General features: G+C 70.0%; 9 protein-coding genes. 7 read left to right on the top strand and 2 right to left on the bottom strand.

Translation table 11 applies throughout. The features are described from left to right. Positions 1-10: 10 nt before the first annotated feature. Entirely contained in the window at positions 11-454 is a 444-nt protein-coding gene (locus JT362_RS04320) for a hypothetical protein (protein WP_260189696.1), read from the top strand. A gap of 16 nt (positions 455-470) precedes the next feature. Here JT362_RS04320 and JT362_RS04315 read toward each other — a convergent pair whose 3' ends face one another. Together JT362_RS04315 and JT362_RS04310 are read right to left on the bottom strand one after the other, a co-directional pair. Continuing rightward, on the bottom strand, positions 471-2,240 hold the full coding sequence (locus JT362_RS04315) for an ABC transporter ATP-binding protein (RefSeq protein WP_260189695.1): 1,770 nt from the start codon (positions 2,238-2,240) through the stop codon (positions 471-473). Continuing rightward, positions 2,240-3,985, bottom strand: a complete 1,746-nt coding sequence (locus tag JT362_RS04310) for an ABC transporter transmembrane domain-containing protein (protein ID WP_260189694.1) — start codon at positions 3,983-3,985, stop codon at positions 2,240-2,242. The genes JT362_RS04315 and JT362_RS04310 overlap by 1 nt, the downstream gene beginning before the upstream one ends. Before the next feature lie 171 nt (positions 3,986-4,156). On the opposite strand from JT362_RS04310, the gene JT362_RS04305 reads away from it, so the two are divergent. From JT362_RS04305 to JT362_RS04280, 6 genes are all read left to right on the top strand, one after another. Then, the gene (locus JT362_RS04305; RefSeq protein WP_260189693.1) at positions 4,157-5,917 is read left to right on the top strand and encodes a non-ribosomal peptide synthetase; all 1,761 of its coding nucleotides are present in this window, start codon (positions 4,157-4,159) and stop codon (positions 5,915-5,917) included. Then, complete coding sequence (locus JT362_RS04300) at positions 5,914-7,263, top strand: condensation domain-containing protein (protein WP_260189692.1); 1,350 nt, start codon at positions 5,914-5,916, stop codon at positions 7,261-7,263. The genes JT362_RS04305 and JT362_RS04300 overlap by 4 nt, the downstream gene beginning before the upstream one ends. 32 nt (positions 7,264-7,295) lie before the next feature. Beyond that, complete coding sequence (locus JT362_RS04295) at positions 7,296-12,974, top strand: type I polyketide synthase (protein ID WP_260189691.1); 5,679 nt, start codon at positions 7,296-7,298, stop codon at positions 12,972-12,974. Between the two features lie 117 nt (positions 12,975-13,091). Beyond that, positions 13,092-14,195 carry an amidinotransferase gene (locus JT362_RS04290; RefSeq protein WP_260189690.1) on the top strand — a complete coding sequence of 368 codons (1,104 nt, stop codon included), beginning with the start codon at positions 13,092-13,094 and terminating at the stop codon, positions 14,193-14,195. Continuing rightward, positions 14,192-17,353 (top strand): non-ribosomal peptide synthetase, encoded by a 3,162-nt coding sequence (locus tag JT362_RS04285; protein WP_260189689.1) that lies wholly within the window; start codon positions 14,192-14,194, stop codon positions 17,351-17,353. Before JT362_RS04290 ends, JT362_RS04285 begins: the two co-directional genes overlap by 4 nt. A gap of 56 nt (positions 17,354-17,409) precedes the next feature. After that, the gene (locus JT362_RS04280; RefSeq protein ID WP_260189688.1) at positions 17,410-18,420 is read left to right on the top strand and encodes a fatty acid desaturase; all 1,011 of its coding nucleotides are present in this window, start codon (positions 17,410-17,412) and stop codon (positions 18,418-18,420) included. Positions 18,421-18,571: the final 151 nt, after the last annotated feature.

Here is an 18,571-nt window from a genome sequence, read left to right as displayed (position 1 = left end):
GGAGACACCGATGCGCAGCGAGCCGATGGAGCACCTGAACGTCCTGACCGGAACGTGGCGAACGACGCTGCGAAACGCGTGGTTCCTGGAACCGGCCGACCTCGAGGTATCCGGTTCGGCGACGGGCGAGTGGCTCGGCGACGCCTTCGTGGTCTTCCGCTGGACGATGGAGGGCGAGGTCGGCAAGGCCACCAGCGAGATGGTCCTGGTCCTGGGCCGCAGCGACGCGAACGACCAGTACGTGGCCCTGTACCACGACGAACGCGGCGCCTGCCGCGTCTACCCGATGACCTTCGACGGCGCACACTGGACGCTGAGCCGCGAGGACCCGGACATGTTCCAGCGGTTCGTCGCCGAGGTGGGCCCGGACCGCATCGACGGCCGCTGGGAGGCGTCCGACGACCGGGGCGCGACCTGGCGCAAGGACTTCGACCTCGTCTTCGACCGGGCGTAGCGACGCCGGGACTGAGTCAGAGCCAGCTCGACCACAGCCGGGCGTAGATGCCGTCCTGGTCGAGCAGTTCCTGGTGGGAACCGACCTCGACGAGCCGCCCGTGGTCCATCACGGCAATCCGGTCCGCGTCGTATGCCGTGTGCAGGCGGTGTGCGATCGCGATGACGGTGCGGCCCTCGAGTACGGTCCCGAGCGCCCGCTCGAGGCTTCTGGCCGAACCCGGACTGATCTGCGAGGTCGCTTCGTCGAGAATGACCACCGGCGGATCGGCCAACAACAGGCGGGCCAGGGCCAGCTGTTGCGCCTGCGCGTCGGTGAGCGACTCCCCGCCGACGCCGACCGCGGTGTCCAGGTTCTCCGGCAGGTCGGCGACCCAGTCGCTCGCGCCGACCGTCTCCAGCACCCGCCACAGCGCGCGGTCGTCGGGATGCGCCCGCTCGTCCCAGTCGGCGCGGGAGGCGGACATCTCGAGGTTCTCCCGGAGCGAGCCGCCGAAGATGTACTGGTCCTGGGTCACCAACATCACGTGCCGGCGTAGTTCGTGCGGCGGTATCTCGTGCAGCGGCACCCCGGAGATCCGCACGTCGCCCACGTGCGGGCGGTAGACCCCGGACAGCAACCGGGCGAGCGTCGACTTGCCGCTTCCGGTCTGACCGACGATGGCGAGCCGCTCTCCTGGCCGCACCGCGAGGTCGATCCCGTGCAGCACCTCCGGGCCGTCCTCGTACGCGAAGTGGACACCGCTCGCGGACAGGTCGGACGAGGAGATGGCGCCGTTGCTCGTGGGCGTCGGCTCGGTCTCTTCTGTCTCCGCGACGCCGAGTACGCGCGCCAGGGACGCCTTGCCCTGCTGGAGGATGGCCACCCAGCTGAGCATGGTCTCGAGCGGGATCATCGCCTGCAGGATGTAGAGCGTCGCGGCGGTGACCTGGCCCAGGTCGACCCAGCCCTGGCTGTAGGCGTAGGCCCCGAGCGGCAGGACGACGGGCAGCGGCAGGACGAAGAGGAACTCCTGGACCGGGTACAGGACCGAGCGAAGCCGTAGCGTCCGGTCGACCGCCTGGTACCAGACCCGGGTGTCGCGGTCCGTGCTGTCGACGCGGTCGGCCTCCAGGCCGTACGCCTCGACGGTGGTCGCGCCCTGGATGGTCGCCGTCAGACTTTCGGTGATGCGGGCGGACGCTTCGGCTTCACTCAGGAACGCGTCGTAGCTGCGGGCCAGGTACCACCGGAGGACGATCAGCAGGGGCGGCACCACGACCAGGGCCGCCAGCAGGAGAATCCAGGACACCAGCAGCAGCGCGCCGAGACTGAGCAGGATCCACACCGCGCATTCGATGACCTGAGGTATCGCCTTCTGCGCGGTTCGGCGCAGCGAGTTCACGTCTCGCGAAGCGCGGTTCACCAGATCGCCGTTGTCGGCTCGCTCGACGACGGCCAGCGGAAGCCGGAGCGTGTCGTCGACGAACTTCTCGCGGATCTCGCCCAGGACGGTAGCGGCGAGCCGGCCCGCCGCGCGGAAGGCGACGCGGATGAGATAGGCCTGCAGCAGAACGAATCCGATGAGCACGCCGGCGATCGCCGTGATGTCGCCCGTGGTCGCCGTACCGTCGCGCACGCCCTGGACGATGTTGCCCATCAGCCTGGGCCCGACGAGGCCGCTGGCCGCGGCGATCCCGTACTGCACCAGCACCAGTACCAGTTCTCGCCGGTGGTGCCGCGTGAGCGTGACCACGAACCGGCGAACCGTCCGCCGGTCGGCGACGGGAAGCATGTGCACACTCATCAGTCGTCGACCACCGCGGCTTCGTCGCGCATCATCAGGTCCTGGTAGCCGGGGTGCTGTTCGAGCAGCTCGTGGTGCTTCCCGGTGGCCACCACGCGACCGTCGACCACGTAGGCGACCAGCTGCGCGTGCTGCAGCAGCAGTGGACTCACCGTGAACACGATCGTGCTCCGGCCGTCCGGAAGAGCGCGGTGGTACCTGGCCAGGTTCGCGGCGATGGCGTCCTCTGTGTACGCGTCGACCGCGTTGGTCGGCTCGACCAGCAACGTGATCTCGGCGTCGGCCAGGATCGCGCGGGCGAGTCGCAGTCGTTGCAACTCACCGCCGGAGAACGTGCGGCCGCGCCCGTGCATCTTCGTGTCCAGGCCGTCCGGAAGGGCTTCGATGACGTCCCCGGCGCAGGCGACCTCGAGAGCGGCCGCGATCCGCTCCGGACCGGCCGACGCGAACGGTGCGATCTCGTGGCGCACGGTTTCACCGAAGAACCGGTCGCTGTTGTGCGCCAGCAGCACTCGGGAACGCACGACCGAGATCGGCAGCGAATCGAGCCGCTCGCCGCCCAGGGTGACCTCGCCGGAGTCGTCGGAGCGCGTCAACCGCTGAGCGAGCAGGTCGGCATCGGAAGAATCGGCGCAGGCGACCGACATCAGCGTCGACGGTGGTACGTCCAATCCGGATACCGGATCGACGAGGCGGGCCCCGTGCCAGTCCCCGGTGGGCGTGTCCGGGCGCGTCCGGTCCGGCACTTCGGTGTTCAGCAACGCCGTCACCCGACCGGCCGAGACGAGCGTCTGGGTCACCTGGCTCGCGCCCATCATGATGTCGTCGAGGGGCAGGGCGAGGAAGACCGCGAATCCGTAGAACGCCACCATCTCGCCGATCGTCACCTGCTGGTCGAGCGCGAAGCGCGCCGCGGCGTAGGTGACGATCGCCGTGATCAGTGCCGGTACGAGGATGCGGGCCGAATCGAGACTCGACTCGGCCCGGGACACCTCGGTGTCGGCGACCCGCAGTTGTGCGGAGTCGGAATGGAAAGCCGCCGAGAAGTGCTTTTCGCCGCCGACCCCCCGCAGCACCCGCAGGCCCGACGCGATGTCGACGGCTCGTACCGCCAACTTTCCCTGCTGCGACCGGTAGGCGTCCTGGTTCCGGTGCAGGGTTCGTAGGAGCAGCCCGCTGAGCGCGAGGAGGGCGGGAACCGTCACCAGGACCAGAAGGCCGAGCGGTACCGAGATCGTCAGCATGATGATGGTGACGGCGATGACGGCCACGACCGAGCCGAGGACCCGGCCGACGTGCAGCAGCCCGAGTCCGATGGTGGTCACGTCCGAGGTCACCGTCGCGGTCAGGTTGCCGACGTCGTGCTCGCGCGACAGCGAGCGGCCGAGCTTGGTGACATGCCGGGTGATCAGCTGCACCGTCAGGCCACTGGACACGGTCCGGGTGATGATCGTCTGTCGGTAGAACGCGACTCCCGCCCCCGCTCGCACCAGGCCGAGTACGAAGACGACGCCGGACCACAGGATCAGTTCACCGGTGTCACCACCGGTGATACCGCGATCCACCGCCAGACCGATGAAGACCGGGATGAACGCCTGGCTGACGTTCCACACTCCGGAGGTCACCACGCCCCAGGCCGTGCTGGCCTTCTGCAGCGCGATGAGCCCGAGAAAGTACCTGGCAGCCGATCGGTGATCGATCCCTTCTGGCCCGAGCTCGGGGATGCGGTGCGTGAACGGGGCCACGCCTCTCCTCTCAGCTGCTCAGGCTCACGCACCGGCATTCGCGCGTGGACAGTCTCGCCCGATTCGACCAACAGGCGCCAAAAGATCTTCTATCGTGGCGTTCGGCCAACACGGTAGCATCGCTCGGGACCTTGTCTTCGGCAGACAGCCACGATCTGGGGGGAGACATAAGTGACCGCAACGTTCCTGCTCGAGCGAGTCAGCGATATCGCCGCACGGGACCCACGCCGAGCCGCGTTGCGCGCCGGCGAAGGATCCCTCGACTACGGCGATCTGCTGTCGACGGTGCGGGGCGTCAGCGATCTCCTGCTGGCTCAGGGTGTCGGCCCGGAAGACGTGGTCGCGACAGTGTTGCCGCGCGGCGGGAACCCGGTCGTCGCGGTGCTTGCCATCTGGATGGCCGGGGCGGCGTACCTGCCGGTCGACAAGAACTGGCCAGAGCGCCGGCGTGAGCTCGTCCTCGCCGAGTCGGCCACCTTCGTCCTGGAGCCGGCCGACGCCGGGGCGACGCCCGGCATGCCGGGGGAATCCGGACTCCGGGTCCGGCGCCTGGGCGAGGCACGCACCCGGGCGCACGGCGCGAGCGCGACCGAACGGAATCTCGCTTATGCCATCTGCACGTCCGGCTCCACGGGCGTCCCGCAGCCCGTCGGCGTCGAGTACGGCGCGTTGGACAACTACACGAAGTATCTCCATGACCTGGTGACCCAGCCGGGCGTGCACCGCGAGGGCGACCAGCGGGTGCTGCTGTCGGCCGACCTGTCCTTCGACGCGTCGCTCCGCCCCGTTCTGCTGCTCGCCGCGGGCGCCGAGCTCGTCGTCGCACCGGACCTGACCGAAGGCTCCTGGCAGGACCACATCGACTGCATCGCGGAACACAAGGTCACGGTCCTGAGTGGCGTGCCGTCGTGGTACTCGGGATTGTTGGGCGCGGGATACCTGCCCGACTCGAACGTGCGACTCGGATTCATCGGCGGCGAAGCGGTGCCCAACAACCTCGTCCGCACCCTGGTCGCGAACGGCTGCACGGTCATGGTGCAGTACGGGCCGACGGAAACGACCGTCGCGGCGACGGGCGGCCGGTTGGACAACGACGAGTTCGTCGAGGCGCCGATCGGCGCGGCTCTGCCCGGGGTGCACGTTCAGCTGTACGGGAACGCCGATCTCGACCCCGCGGTCGACGGCGAGCCGGCACACCTGTACGTGGGCGGCGCGGGTGTCGCACGCGGTTACCTGAACAACCCGCGGCTGACCGCCGAGCGATTCGTTCCGAACCCGTCCGGTCCGCCCGGGTCGCGGCTGTTCCGGACCGGCGACCTGGTGAAGCCGTCGTCGAACGGCGCCTACAGCTTCCTGGGTCGGTTGGACGACCAGGTCAAGGTCAACGGCCGGCGGATCGAACTGACCGAGATCTCGACCGTCCTCAATCGGCATCCCGCCGTCGCCCAGTCGGTCGCGTTCGTCCACCGCGACGCACCGAACCCGATCCTGGTCGCCTGCTACGTCGGCAACGGTGACGGTGACGGCAGCGAGGCGAGTGTCCGCGACCACCTGGTGAGTGAACTGCCCGCGTACGAGGTGCCCGCGATCCTTCGGCGGGTGGAGTCCCTGCCGGTGACCGAACGCGGGAAGGTTGACGTCTCGGCGCTCGCGACACTGGTCAAGCCGGCGGAGACCGACGCGCCGGACGCCGAGGACGACGACGCCGGCCTGAGCGACGTCGAGCGGCGAGTCATCACGATCGTGCGCACGACGTTGGACAGCCACTGCTCGATCGACGACGACTTCTTCACACTGGGACTCAGTTCGCTGGACTCGCTGAACATCCTGGCTCAGATTCGCGAAGAACTCGGCGTGCGGGTGCGACTGCGGGACTTCTTCCAGGCGCGCAACACCCGGAACCTCTGCAAGCTCATCCGGGTCGTGCATTGACGGGCACGGGTGCCGACGAACCGGCGACACCGTTCCCACTCGGCCCGCTGCAAGAACCGATCTGGAATTTCTGGCGGCACAACCCGCAGAGCCCGGCCTACGTCATGCCGGAGGTCTACTTCTTCGAAGGCGTCTTCGACCTCGCCGCCGCCAGGTTCGCCTTGCACGAAACGGCGCGCCGCCACGAAGCCCTGCGTACGACGTTCCACGAGACGGCGGACGGCGTCGTGCAGATCGTCAGCCCCGATCCGGAGCGCATCCCGATCGACGTGGTCGATCTGCGGACGCTGTCCGGTGCCGAGCAGGCCGAGCGGTTGGAATCCGCCATCAGCGCCGCGGCCGACGCGCCGTTCGACCTGACCGCCCGGCCGGCGATCACGCTCACCGTCATGCTGTTGTCGGACGACCGGACCGGCTTGGTCCTGGCCGCTCACCAGATCGTCTGTGACGGCATCTCGATAGCGGTCGTCGTCGACGACTTCGGGAAGTTCTACCGCTCGGCCCGGCTGGGCACGACGCCCGACCCCGAGCCGGCCGTGCCGGGATACCGCGCCTTCGTGACCGAGCAGCTCGCCGGCTTGGCCGACGACGCGGCCGGTGCGGACCTGGCGTACTGGAGCGAACGGCTCGCGGGAGCCATCGGCAGTGTGCTGCCGGGAGACTCCACCTCGGTTTCCACCGCACCGTTCGCCACCATGCTGGTGAGCATGACGCTCGACACCGAGCTGGCCGCCGCGGTGTCCGCGTTCTCGCGCCGTGCCGAGTCGACGCCGTTCGCCGTGCTGTTCGGCGCGATGAACGTCATGATCGCCGCCGCGACCGGCGGCGACGACGTGTGCATCGGGGTCACGACCAGCAGTCGCGGCCCGAGATTCGCGCGCACCGTGGGGATGCTGGCGAACACGGTCGTGCCCCGGTCGCGGGTCGATCTGTCCAGGACGTTCACCGACACGCTGGCCGACGTCTCGCTCGGTCTGCTGGATGCCATCGACTACCAGGACGTGCCGTTCAGCCGGGTGCTGGAGGTCTGGCGCAAGGACGCACCGTCCGACGCCGAACTGGTCCGGACGACGTTCTCCGCCGGGACCGCCGGCGGGCTGAGCCTGGGCGAGGGCAACCTGTCGGAGCGGGTCTCGCGTACCTCCCAGGGGCCGTTCGACCTCGGCGTGGTCTGCGACATCACCGCGGCCGGCATCGCCCTGGACTGGCAGTACGCGTTGCGCGCGTACTCACCTCGACTCGCCGACCGCTACTGCGACGCGTACCTGGAGATCCTGGCAACCCTGCTGCGGCAGCCCGACAACGCGATGGACTCGCTCGGGCTGACCGAGATCCTCAAGCGGTAGCCGGACGGCCCCGCCGATGAATGAAGGCCCGAATGCGTGAGCCACTGGCCATCGTGGGGATGGCGTGCCGAGTTCCCGGTGCCAACGACTATCGCGCGCTGTGGGCCAATGTCGAGGCCGGTGCGACCGGCATGGTGGAGGTCACCGAGCAGGATCGCCGGCGCGAGGGGATCAGCCTCCCGGCGGAGGTGGGAAACCGCTACGTCCCCGTCGCGGCGCCGATCGAGCACCACGACGAGTTCGACCACGCGGCCTTCGGCATCACCGCCGGGGAGGCCCAGGGGATCAACGTCAATCACCGGGTCATGACCGAAGTCGTCCTCGAGGCGCTGGAGGACGCCGGGTGCGACCCGCTGCGCCATCCCGGCAGGATCGGGTTGTTCGCCGCCGGGGGCGCCGCGTCGCCGATCACGGTCCTGGAGCGCGTCGGCGACCCGAGGTACGGCGACGCGACGAGGCCGCTCAAGTCGTCGGAGGCGATCAACTGGGTCGCGCTGCTCGACCACGACTTCCTGTCCACCCGGATCGCCTATGCCCTCGACCTCCGTGGGCCCTCGATGACCGTGCAGAGCGCCTGTTCCAGCTCGCTGGTCGCACTGCACCTCGCCGGCCAGAGCGTGCTGTCCGGTGAGTCCGACGTGGCCGTGGCGGGCGGCGTCAACGTCGAGCACCCCCAGCGGGGTGGCTACTACCACCAGGAAGGCAGCATCTGGTCCGCCGACGGCCGCTGCAGCCCGTTCGACGCCTCCGCCAGTGGCACGATCTCGGCGAGTGGGGCGGGGGCGGTCGTCATCAAGCGACTCGACCACGCGCTCGCCGACGGCGACGCGATCCACGCCGTCATCCGCGGCAGCGCCATCAACAACGACGGCAAGCGAAAGGTCGGGTTCACGGCGCCGAGCGTCAACCAGCAGAGCCAGGTCGTCAGCGAGGCGCTGGCCGCCGCGGGGGTGGACAAGGGCGACATCGGTTACGTGGAGACCCACGGCACCGCCACCGAGGTCGGCGACGTCGTCGAGTGGGAGGCCCTCGAACGCGCACTCGGTGTCGACGGGACGCGGTGCGCCATCGGCGCGGTCAAGGCGAACGTCGGCCATCTCGGTCCCGCGGCGGGCATCGTCGGACTGATCAAGACCGCCCTCGTCCTCGGCCACGGCCGGATTCCCCCGGTCGCGAACTTCGCGCGGCTCAATCCGCGGATCACGCCGAGCGCTCGGTTGTTCGTTCCCGGCGACTCGACTCCCTGGGAGGACGACGGACGTCCGCGACTGGCCGGCGTGAGCTCGCTCGGTGTCGGTGGCACCAACGCGCATTTCGTCCTCGAACAGGCGCCGGTGCCCGAGCCGGCCCAGCTGCCGAGCGACGGCGTCCACGTGCTGCCGGTCAGCGCCGCGTCGCCGCGCAGCGCCGAGGACACGGCGAACCGCGTGACGGACTTCGCCACCGGGAACCCGGACGTTCTCGGCCGGCTCGCCCACACGATGACGACGGGCCGGCGGGTGCTCGCCCACCGGGAGGCGGTTGTCGTCGTGCGGCGCGCCGAGCATGTCGGCACGTGGCGAACGGGGATCCGGCGGGCGAAGAAGAAGCACCACACCGTGCTCGTGTTCCCCGGCCAGGGGACCGCGCTCGGTGACCTGACCGTGGCCGAGGACGAGATCGACGGATTCGCCGACGTGTTCTCGGCGGCTTTGTCGAGTCTGGCGGTCGAGGACCGGCCGCTGGTGGCGGCCCGGCTCACCGGTGCGCCGGCGGCGGAGGCCACGCCGCGGATCACCGAGCTCGCGATGCTCGTCCGATCCGTGGCGATCGCGAGATCGTTGCTCGCCGACGGCATCCAGCCCCGGTCGCTGTGCGGCTACAGCCTCGGCGAGGTCGCAGCCGGCGTGGTCGGCGGGGTGTTCACCCTGGCCGATGCCGCGGCCGCGATCACCGATCGGGCCCGCATCCTGGCGAACGCTCCGGCCGGCGCGATGATCCGCGTGCGGCTGCCGGCGGACTCGGTGCCTCGGTACCTCCGCGACGGTGTCTCGGTGGCGATCGTGCCCGGCGCCAAGGACTGCATCCTCAGCGGCGAGTCGCTCGCGGTGGAGGCCGTCGCCGCCGAGTTGCGGGCCGACCGGGTCGCCTCGGTCCGGATTCCGGTCGCGCACCCGTTCCACAGCGCGGTCCTGCGGCCGTTCGTCGAGAAGTACACCGAGACCTGGGCCCAGCTCGACCTGCGGGCCCCGGCGCTGCGACTGATGTCGCCGACGACCGGCGGCTGGCTCGACGAGGCGACTGCCCGGGACCCCGCGTTCTGGGCCGGCCAGCTGATCCGGACGGTCCGGTTCGGTGACGCCATGAGCGCGCTGCACGCGGACGGCGCGAACCTGGCCGTCGTCCTGGACTCCAGCACGGGCGTCACCCCGTTCGTCAAGGACGTGTTCGGTACCGACGCGGTGGCCATGACCACCGCCGACCAGGCCGGGTACGACGCGAACTCGCGCGCCCGGCTGCTCGCGACGGCCTGGACGGCCGGGCACGACCAGGTGCTCCCGACCACCACAAAGCACCGCGCGGACGGCGCGCCGGCGGTCGTCCATGCCCCCACCTACGCGTTCGACCGCAGCGACGTCGACCGAGGCGACGTCGACCGAGGCGGCGAGGAGAGGGAGCCAATGTCGGCAGAACCAAGCCCGGCGCCGGCGCAACCGCTGCCGAACGCGGACCGCCACAGCATCGAAGAAGGCATCCGCCGGGTCGTCGCGAAGCTGGTGGGACGCACGACGCAGGAGGTGGCGCCGAACGCGTCCTTCATCGACATCGGGTACGACTCGTTCCTGCTCATTCAGCTGGCGGACGCGCTGTCGGCCGAGTTCCGGGTCGCCGTCGACATCCGTCTGCTGTACTTCGAGCGGGATTCGCCCGCCCTCCTGGCCGAGCACCTCGCCGGCATCGTGCCGGCGAGCTGGCACCCGACGGGCGACGGTGCAGCGCCCGCCGCGGCCCCGGCGCCGGTCCGCACCCCGGCTCCGCCGTCCGAGCCCGCCCGGTCGCTCGAGGAGACCGCCGCGCTCCCGGCGGAGGAGGAGCAGGAGTGGGCCAGGCGCACCCCGGTGTCGAAACGAGTCACCGAGGAGGACCGGTACACGCTCGTCGACCAGCGGAACGTGGTGTTCTCGCTGCGTACGGGCCGGCGCGAGGTGAGCTACCCGGTGGTCGGGGTCCATGGTGAGGGCTCGCACTTCGTCGACGTGGACGGCTGCGAGTACCTCGACCTGTGCATGGGCTTCGGCGTCACCATGCTGGGACACGCGTCCGAACCGGTGCGGCAGGCCCTGAGCTCCTTCGATCCCTCCGAACTGTTGCTCGGCCCGCAGTCGTCGACCGCGGGTGACGTGGCCCGCGGGATCGCGTCACTGACGGGGGTCGACCGGGTCGGTTTCGCCACCTCGGGAACCGAGGCGGTGATGGCGGCGGTGCGCGCGGCTCGCGCCAGGACCGGACGAGACCTGATCGCCGTGTTCACCGGTTCGTTCCACGGCACGTTCGACGGCGTCATGGTGGCTCCTCGGGCCGGTGGGCTGCCGGGCGAGACGACGACCCTCGGCCGGGGCACGCCGGCCGGCATGGTCCAGGACGTCATCGTCGTCCCGTACGACGAGTCGGCGATCCCCATCCTCGAGTTCTACGGCGAACGGCTGGCGGCGGTGCTGGTCGAGCCGGTCCAGAGCCGACGTCCCGGATACCAGCCCGGCGAGCTACTGCGGCGGCTGCGCACGCTCACCAGCGACCTGGGTGCCGCCCTGATCTTCGACGAGATCATCACCGGCTTCCGGTGCCACCCGGCGGGCGCGGCCGGGTACTTCGGCGTCCGCCCGGACCTGGTCACCTACGGCAAGGTCATCGGTGGCGGCATGCCCATCGGAGTCATCGCGGGCGACGCGGAGTTCATGGCGCCCATCGACGGCGGTCGCTGGCGGCAGGGCGAACTGCCGCAACGGCCGAGCATGGTGTTCTCCGGAACGTTCAGCAAGCAACCGATGGCGATGGCCGTCGCGCAGCACATGATCGGATACCTGAAGAAGGTGTCGCCCCGGCTGCAGGCCGACCTCAACCGGCGGACCGCGGACCTGGCCGAGGCGATCAACTCGCACTCGGCGGCGCACGGTTATCCGGTCACGGTCGAGAGCTTCTCGTCCCTGTTCCGCATCAACGTCGGCGGCTCCGAGCGCGCGGAGAACATGTTCTTCCTCGGCCTGCTCAGCCGCGGCGTGTACGTGTGGGAGGGGCGTACCTGCTTTCTCAGCGCGGCGCACGACGACGCGGACCGCGAACGCATCGTGCGGACCGTCGCCGACACCGCGGCCGAGATCGCCGCGAGCGGCCTGTGGCCGGGAACCAGCGCGGCGCCAGCACGGCCGCGGTCACCGCAACCGCCGACCCCCGACCCCGCCGACACCACCGACGACCCAGCGCGGGTCGTCGGCGAGGCTCCGCTCACCGACGGTCAGAAGCTGCTGTGGATGAGCAGCGAACTGGGCGGCGAGCGCGGAGCCTCCTACCAGATGTCCGACGTGCGCCGGGTCGACGGCGCGATCGACGAGCAGCGGTTGGCGGACGCGATCGCGACGGTCGCGCAACGGCACGAGGCGCTGCGGATCGGGTTCGACCAGGACGGCGCCGCCCAGAACTGCGTCGCCAGCGCCGTTCCGAAGCTGACCACGTGCGCCATGAGCGACGCGTCGGCTGAGGACGTCGAGGCCATCCTCAGCCGGTTCGCGAACCGGCCGGTCGACATGTCGGTCCCGTCGCTGTTCCAGTTCCAGCTCGTGCGGACCGGCGACACCTCGTTCGTTCAGGCAACCGCGCCGCACGCGGTGGCGGACGGCTGGTCGTTCGAGGTTCTGTGGTCGGAACTGTCGTCCTGTTACCTGGGGGATGCGGCGAGCGAGGCCCTACCCACGCCCGCCAGCTTCCTGGCGTACGCGCGGTCCAAGCGAGCCGAGGAGGACGCCCGGTTCGACGCGAACGCCGCGGTGTGGCGGCCGAAGCTGGACAGGTACTGGACGGCGGGCCGGATGATCGACGGTACCGGGCCGTTCGTCCCGGTCAGCCGCGTCGACTCGTTCTCCGAGCAGCGCCTGGCCGACCTGCGTGGCTTGTCCCGCGCCGGCCGGTCCACGATGCACACTGCGGCGCTGTCGGTGGTGGCGGTGGCGTCGTCGCTGCTCATGGGGGTCCCGCAGGCCATCATGATGGCCCACCGGACCGGGCAACCGCACTACGCGGGCAAGCCGCTCGTCGGCTTCTGCGTCGACCAGCTACCGGTCGTCGTGGAGCTCCCCGACAGTCACAGCGTGACGGACGTGACCAGGGACGTGCAGGCGCAGCTGGTGGACACCTCGGACGCCACGGCCGGCCTGTACCGGCTGTTGCAGGAGCGGCGCTACCGCCAACTTCCCGCCGCCTTCATCGCGTTCGACTACGCGTACGAGAGTCCAGGGGACCTGTTCGGGTTCCCGGCCGCACCACTGGCGTTGCCGCGCGAGCACATGCCCCGGCCGGCGTTGGTGACCGTCGAGGAGCACGGCACCGGGTTCGAGATCCTCTCGGAGCTGTCGCAGGCCAGTGACCTCGCGCCGTACGCGGCGGACCTGGCGGCCACGGTGGAGCAGGTGCTGTCCAACCCCACCGTCCCGCTCGGCGAGCTACGCCAAGGCCGTTGATGGTCCCAGCTGCCATCGCATGTTGATCATCCGACCGAACGTACAACTAAGCTAGATCCACGACCTGAGGGTCAGCGGAGTAGGGGGTTCAGATTGGCCGGCGACCGGACAGACACCGTGATCGACGACTTGGACCAGGCTCTCGGCACCGCGACCGCGGCGTCCGGTCCGGTCGAGTCCTACAACGAGTGGGATCCGCTCGAGGAAGTCATTGTCGGCATCGTCGACAACGCCCATTTCCCGCCGTGGCACGTCGCCGTCGGCGCGCCGCTGTCGCCCGCACAGCGCGAGGTCTTCCGGCAGCGGGCCGGGCAACCCTTCCCGGCCGATCAGGTGGCCGCCGCGCGGGACGAGCTCGATCAGCTCGCGGACATCCTGGTGAGCATGGGCGTCGTGGTGCGTCGGCCGGAACCGCGCGATCACTCCGTCTCGTACGGCGTTCCCGGCTGGTCGAGCACCGGGCTGTACGACGCGATGCCGCGCGACCTGTTGCTCGTCGTCGGTGACGAGATCATCGAAGCGCCGATGTCCTGGCGGTCGCGGCACCACGCGTCGTCGGCGTTCCGACCGCTGTTGAAGGAGTACTTCCGGCGCGGGGCGCGCTGGGCCTCCGCGCCGATGCCGGAGCTGACCGACGAGCTGTACGTCGAGGGCTGGACCGACCAGCCCGACGGTGAGCCGTTCCGCTCGGTGATCACGGAGTTCGAGCCGACCTTCGACGCGGCCGACTTCATGCGCTTCGGCCGGGACATCTTCGCCCAGCGCAGCCACGTCACCAATGCGATGGGCATCGAATGGCTGCGCCGGCACCTCGGCGACGACTACCGCGTCCACGAGGTCACGCTCGACGACGACCACCCGATGCACATCGACGCGAGCCTGGTGCCGCTCGCTCCCGGGAAGCTGCTCATCCAGCCCGAGCGGGTGCCGGAGGTGCCCGACCTGTTGAAGGACTGGGAGGTGCGAGCCGCGCCGCCACCGGTCATCCCGGACAGCCACCCGCTCTACATGACCAGCAAGTGGATCAACATGAACGTGCTGATGATCGACGAGGAGCACATGCTCGTGGAGGCGCAGGACGAGCCGATGCGGCGGCTGGCCGAGAGCTGGGGCATCACCCCGGTCCTCTGCCCGTTCCGCAACTTCAACAGCTTCGGCGGTTCGTTCCACTGCGCGACAGTCGACGTCCGCCGTCGCGGCGAGCTGCAGTCCTACGTATGAAGCCGGTCATGGAGCCGGGATCGAGCCTGGTGCACCGGCTCATCGAGGCGCAGGTCGAGCAGACCCCGGACGCGGAGGCGGTGGCCTGGGACGGCGGAAGCCACACCTTCCGCGAACTCGACCAGCGGGCGACCGTGCTCGCCAACCTGCTCGTCGAACTCGGGGTGCGGCCCGAACGCCTGGTAGGCGTGAGCATGGAGCCCTCGCCACTGCTCCTGGTGGCGATGTTCGCGATCTGGAAGGCCGGCGGGGCGTACGTCCCGATCGACGCGTCGCTGCCGCGCGACGTCGCCGAGGGCATGGTCTCGGACGCCGGGGTGACCTTGCTGATCGGCAACGGTCCCGTCGCGGTGGAACTCGCGGGAGTTCGGACGATCGACCTCGACGGCCTCGACCTGTCGGGCCCGCCCACGGTCCTGCCGCCGGTGAAGGTGTACCCGGCGAACCTCGCGTACTGCGTGTTCACGTCGGGCTCGACGGGCAAACCCAAGCTGGTCGCGGCCACGCACGCGAGCTTCGCCAACCACGCGCTGGCGTTGCGGGACCAACTGTCCCTCGGCCCGCGGGATCGTTCGCTGCAGTCCACGGCGATGGCCTTCGACGCCGCGCTGGAGGAGATCCTCCCGGCGTGGCTGGCCGGCGGTGCGGTGGTGATGCCCGCCCAGCGCAAGTTCACCAGCTGGGAGTTCACCAGCCTCGTCGAGCGGCTGTCGGTGACGATGGTCAGCCTGCCGAGCGCCTACTGGCACCTGTGGGTCGACGACCTGGTGGCCGGCGCGGTGCGCCTGCCACCGAGCCTGCGCACCGTGTTCATCGGTGGCGACAAGATCCTCGTCGAGAAGCTGGCGGCCTGGTACGAGGTTCCGGGGGCGGAACGGATCAACTGGGTGTCGGACTACGGGCCGACCGAGACCTCGATCAGCGTCGCCCTGCACCATCCCGCCCGCGACGGCATCGGCGGTTCCGACGGTTCCGACTATGCCCTGGTATCGCTCGGCCGTGCGTTCGCGCGGGCGGCGCTGTACATCCTCGACGACGAGCTGCTGCCGGTACCCGACGGCGAGCCCGGCGACCTGTGGGTGGGCGGCCCGCCGGTGACCCGCGGCTACTACGGCGCCCCGGCGATGACCGCCGACCGCTACCGCCCCGACCCGCAGGGTCGGCCCGGGGCACGGATGTACCGGACCGGCGACCGCGCCGCCCGGGCACCCGACGGCACGCTCTCCTTCCTCGGCCGCTCCGACCGCCAGGTGAAGATCCGTGGGAGCCGGGTGGAACTCGGTCAGGTGGAGAGCGCGCTGCACCAACTGGACGGCGTCAAGGATGCCGTGGCCGTCGTGGTCGACGACCCGGCAACGGGATCGTCCCTCGTCGCGTACGTCGAGGCCGGACCCGACGTGTCGGAGGCGGGGCTCAGGACCGGGCTCGTCGAGCGGCTGCCCGAGTCCATGCTGCCGTCGGCGATCGTGCTGATGGCGAAGATCCCGCGCTCGCCGCTGAACGGGAAGGTGTCCCGCGCCGCCCTGCCGCCGGTCGGCAGGGCACGAGCCGGAGGTCTCGACGACGCGGCCATGACCACGCTCGAGCGCGCTGTCGCCAGGGTCGTCGCCGACGTCCGCGGCGTGCCGGTGCACGACCGGCACGAGAACTTCTTCTCGGTAGGCGTGGACTCGCTGCAGGGCATGCGGATCCTGAGCCAGGTCGCCGAGGTGACCGGCGTGGCGCTGACCTTCGCGCAGTTCCGCGCGGCCCCGCACGTCGCCGGGATCGCCGCGGCGGTGACGCGCCTGCGGGCCGCCGGCACCCCCGAGCAGGCGATCGTTCCCGCCGCGAGCCGCGACGAGTGGCAGCCGGCGTCGCGTGCGCAGCAGGCCCTCTGGTACCTCGACCAGGTGAACCGAGGTGCGCCCCTGTACGCGATCCCGGTGTGCTACCAGATCACCGGACCGCTCGACCTCGAACGCCTGGACGCCGCCCTGACCACCATCGTCGCCCGGCACGAGGCGCTGCGAACGGTGCTGGTCCGGAAGGGCGGCTCGGTGTGGCAACACATCCAGCCCGCCGAGCCGGTCCGGACCGAGGTCGTCCGCGCGGACGACTTCGCGGACGCCGCCGACCGCGCGCAGGCCGCGGCCGAGGTGCCCTTCGACCTGGGCAGGGGACCGCTGCTGCGCTCGTCCGCGTTCCAGCTCGACGGCGAATGGTTGTGGTTGCTGAACGTGCACCACGCGGCGTTCGACGCCTGGTCGCTCGCGGTGTTCTGGCGTGAGCTCACGGCGCTCTACGAAGGCAGACCGCTGCCGGACATCACCGTGCGGTACGCCGACTACGTCGCGTGGCAGCAACGCTGGTTGGCGGGGCCGGACGCGGCGGCGCAGCGGGCCTACTGGTCGGCGCAGCTGACCGACGCTCCCGCGCTCGCGCCGTTGCCGGCGGACCGAGCGGGTCGTACCACCGGGCCCCGCCGCGCCGGCTCGGCCGGCTTCGCGCTGCGGGTGCCGCCGTCGGCCATCGACACCGCGGCCGTCGAGCGCGTGGCCCGCGAGTGCCGGTCGACTCCGTTCACCGTCCTGCTCGCGTCCTTTTTCCTCGCCTTGGGCCGTGCGGTCGGCACGGACGAGCCGGTGGTCGGTCTGCCGGTCGCCTGCCGCAACCGCCCAGGTACCGAGAACATCATCGGGTACCTGATGAACATGGTCGTGGTGCGCGCCCGGTTGGACCAAACCATGAGCTTTCGCGATGTGGTCGCCGACGTCGACGTGGCGATGACCGAAGCCCTGACGAACCAGGAGTTGCCCTTCGTCGATGTGGTCGAGGCGTCCTCGCGCAGCTCACGGGCCGGCGACAACCCCATCTTCCAGGCAATGTTCGGATTCCAGTCGACACCGCTCGACAGCCTCGACGGCATCGCCGGGCTGACCATCGTCGAGCATTTCGTGCATTCTCGAACGGCGAAGACGGCACTGAGTTGGACGGCGCGGCACGAATCGACCGGCCTGGTCGGCGAGATCGAGTACGCCGCCGACGCCTTCGACCCGGAGTCCGCCGCGCGGTGGCGGGCCGACCTGCTGGCCATTCTGGATGCGGCGCTGACCGGGCCGGACCAGCCGATCGGCACGCTCCTCGACCGGCCCGCGCGAGGTGATCTCAGCTCCTAGATCGTAACGGTGGAGTTGGCTACAGTCGGAGCATGTCGCCAAATATCGACGACACCATGTCAGGCGGTCGAGGGACTCGTCATCGGTTCGCTCCGGAGATTCTCGACGCCGTCCGCGTCGCGTCTCGTCCGGACAACTGGCACGGTCCCGCCGAACTCGTCCGGCACTGGTTCTGGATCGCGTTCTGGTGCGCGGCGTCGGTGTGGACGTTCAACAACCTGGCGCTCTGGGCGTCGATCCCGGTGTACGTGGTCGCCGTCTACTTCATCGGCGGCCGGCAGCGCGCGGTGGCGGGCGTGCTGCACATGTCCGCGCATCGCGCGTTCATGGCCAACCACCGTGTCGGCACTGTCCTCGGTGCCCTCTTCGGCGGGTTCCCGGTGCTGCAGAGCATGACCGCGTACCGCGCGTCCCACCTCGGCGAACACCACGGCCGTCTGGGCGACCCGGAGCGCGATCCCGACTACCGCCAGTACAAGGACAACGGGCTGTGCGGCGACAACCTGGGCCGCCCGGCGCTGAACCGCTACCTGCGCAAGGTGGTCGGCCCGAAGTCCACCGGCTCGTACATCCTCTACCTGCTGCGGCACCGGATCTGGTCGAAAGCTGAAGCACCGCTCGAGCGCGCCCTGCGCATCGCGTTGCTCGTCGCCGTGCTGGTGTGGGCCGTGCTCGGCGGCTGGTGGCTGTGGTTGATCCTGCTCTGGTTCGTTCCGCTGGTGACCACCCAGGTCTGGATCGGCGCGGTCGCCGAGCTGATGGAGCACTTCCCGCTCATCGAGAACGCGCCGCGCATCGACCTCTACATGTCGTGGAACCGGGACTACGGGTTCTGGACCCGCTTCTTGTTCGGTGAGACCGATGGCGAAGGATTCCACCTGGTCCACCACCTGTTCCCCAGGACGCCGATGTGGCGCCTGCGCGAGGTCGACGCCATCCTCGCGCAGGACCCCGAGTACGCCGCGCTCCCCCGGCTCAGCGGGGTACTCGGTGGCATGGTGCAGATCTACCGATCGCTGCCGCCGACGGCACGCGCACAGTCATCCGCGATTCCCAAGGTGGCCTGACTCGCGCATCGCTCAATGAGGTGAAGGTATGGGGGACGCGTCCATGTCGTTGGTTTCGCGGTTCGGGGTGCGGGTCGGGTCGACGCCGGATGCGGTCGCGATCGAGGATTCGGGTCGGTTTGTCACCTACGGTCAGCTCGATCGGTGGTCG

Origin of the sequence: Actinophytocola gossypii (assembly GCF_025165815.1) — a bacterium.
Lineage (GTDB): Bacteria > Actinomycetota > Actinomycetes > Mycobacteriales > Pseudonocardiaceae > Actinophytocola > Actinophytocola gossypii.
The sequence above is the reverse complement of the archived record's forward strand: the minus strand, read 5'-3'. Positions and strand labels throughout refer to the sequence as shown.

What these genes read in the sequence shown, in the direction of transcription:
- JT362_RS04320 (WP_260189696.1), top strand. Translation starts at nt 11, where the DNA reads ATGCGCAGCGAGCCGATGGAGCACCTGAACGTCCTGACCGGAACGTGG.
- JT362_RS04315 (WP_260189695.1), bottom strand. Translation starts at nt 2,240, where the DNA reads ATGAGTGTGCACATGCTTCCCGTCGCCGACCGGCGGACGGTTCGCCGG.
- JT362_RS04295 (WP_260189691.1), top strand. Translation starts at nt 7,296, where the DNA reads ATGCGTGAGCCACTGGCCATCGTGGGGATGGCGTGCCGAGTTCCCGGT.
- JT362_RS04285 (WP_260189689.1), top strand. Translation starts at nt 14,192, where the DNA reads ATGAAGCCGGTCATGGAGCCGGGATCGAGCCTGGTGCACCGGCTCATC.
- JT362_RS04280 (WP_260189688.1), top strand. Translation starts at nt 17,410, where the DNA reads ATGTCAGGCGGTCGAGGGACTCGTCATCGGTTCGCTCCGGAGATTCTC.